At 31.1% G+C, this 1,351-nt stretch carries 2 protein-coding genes and 1 riboswitch; both genes read left to right on the top strand.

The window, feature by feature from the left end:
- Positions 1 to 470, top strand: a 470-nt coding sequence (locus HMPREF9129_RS10165) for a TraX family protein (protein WP_004823522.1), incomplete at its 5' end; no start/stop codon positions are given.
- Between the two features lie 32 nt (positions 471 to 502).
- A riboswitch (FMN riboswitch) is annotated at positions 503 to 623 on the top strand.
- Positions 624 to 696: 73 nt separating this feature from the next.
- Positions 697 to 1,296 (top strand): ECF transporter S component, encoded by a 600-nt coding sequence (locus HMPREF9129_RS10160; protein WP_040553254.1) that lies wholly within the window; start codon positions 697 to 699, stop codon positions 1,294 to 1,296.
- The last annotated feature ends 55 nt before the right edge of the window (positions 1,297 to 1,351 follow it).

The raw sequence follows: 1,351 nt of genomic DNA, 5'->3' as shown, positions 1-1,351 counted from the left end.
AGAATGGTAATTTTGCTATTATATCTGAAGTTCCATTTGATATGGCTTTAAATGGAGGATATTATAGTGCTCATAGTCAAAATGTATATGTAGAACTATCTTTGATTTTAGCAATGTTATATTGTATAAAAATTTCAGAAGAAAAGTTTAGTAGGTTTAAAGGTATATTGTTGGGTATAATAACTGTGTTTACATTTGCAGTAGTGTCTGAAGTTATTGAGGCAGACTATGGAATGTATGGTATAGTGGCAGCTATTATTATGTATTCATTTAGTAAGAGTAGGGAGACAAGAGCTATATCCATATTGCCAGCCTTTGCTTTTGAAATTCATATGCCGGCAGTATTTCTGTCAATCCCATTAGTTTATTTTTATAATGGGAAAAGAGGTTTGAATTTAAAATATTTATTCTACGCATTTTATCCATTACACTTAATTATAATAGGGATTATTAGAATGAAACTATTGTAAAGTATGAAAAAGTATAGTATACTAATTACAGTAAGTATCTTCAGGGCAAGGTGAAATTCCTGACCGGCGGTAAAGTCCGCGAATCCTTTTAAATAGGATTGAACTTGTGAAATTCAAGTACCGACAGTAAAGTCTGGATGAAAGAAGAAATTGCAATTAAAGTTGTGATTGAATGCCCCGAAGTTTTGGGGCTTTTTTTGAGCCCAAATTTTTGGGAGGGTTATTTATGAATAAAGTTAACAGTAAGAGTAATACTAAAGTGATGAGTAGAATCGGAATGTTGAGTGCAGTTGCATTTTTACTTATGTTTTTTGAATTTCCATTGACATTTATTGCACCATCATTTATTAAACTTGATATTTCTGATTTACCGGCAATGGTTGGAGCATTTACAATGGGTCCGGTGGCTGGAATTATAATAAGTGCGGTTAAAAATGTACTTCACATAGCGCTAAAGGGGACTTCTACTGGGGGAGTAGGAGAATTGTCTAATTTTATAATCGCCTCTGTCTTAACAGGAACAGCAGGTATAATCTATAAGAGAGATAATACCTTTAAAGGCGCAATCGTTGGTATGTTAATTGGTACTGTATTAATGACAATAGTGGCAACAATTTCAAATTATTTTGTAATTTTTCCACTATATGCAAACTTTATGCCTATGGAAGCAATTATAAATGCAGGAAAAGCTGTTAATTCAAACATTAATAGCTTATGGGATATGATGATTTATTCTCTCGTACCATTTAATTTAATAAAGGGATTTTTAGTTTCAATTGTTACAATGTTTATTTATAAAAAAATTAGTCATTTATTTAGAATATAGTTTTTAGGAAGTTTAAAGTCTGTTAGAATGAATAAGTTCTAACAGACTCTTTATA

This window comes from Peptoniphilus indolicus ATCC 29427 (genome assembly GCF_000227315.1).
GTDB classification, from domain to species: Bacteria; Bacillota; Clostridia; order Tissierellales; family Peptoniphilaceae; genus Peptoniphilus; species Peptoniphilus indolicus.
The sequence above is the reverse complement of the archived record's forward strand: the minus strand, read 5'-3'. Positions and strand labels throughout refer to the sequence as shown.

Coding starts and splice junctions, on each gene's coding strand:
- HMPREF9129_RS10160 (WP_040553254.1), top strand. CDS start 697: ATGAATAAAGTTAACAGTAAGAGTAATACTAAAGTGATGAGTAGAATC.